At 62.7% G+C, this 228-nt stretch carries 1 protein-coding gene; it reads right to left on the reverse strand.

The genetic code is table 11. The annotated features are described in order from the left end of the window. Positions 1–228, reverse strand: a 228-nt coding sequence (locus C464_RS00005; RefSeq protein WP_152420851.1) for a transposase, incomplete at both ends; no start/stop codon positions are given.

The raw sequence follows: 228 nt of genomic DNA on the forward strand, positions 1-228 counted from the left end.
CAGTGCGTGTCAAGCACGTCCGTCAGCGCCCCGACGTACACCGTCGAAACGCCATCCTCGTACAGGCGTTCGATGAGCTCGCGGGCGAGTGCGTCTTGGGCGTGGTCTCGTCGCTTCGTGCGCCGATCGTACAGGCACTGGATGCGGTGACTACTGTATCGGCCGTCCTCCAAGAGCGATTGGAGGCGGGCTATTTCTCGTGTCGTCTCGCGGAATCGCTCGAACAGC

Source organism: Halorubrum coriense DSM 10284 (assembly GCF_000337035.1).
Classification (GTDB): Archaea; Halobacteriota; Halobacteria; order Halobacteriales; family Haloferacaceae; genus Halorubrum; species Halorubrum coriense.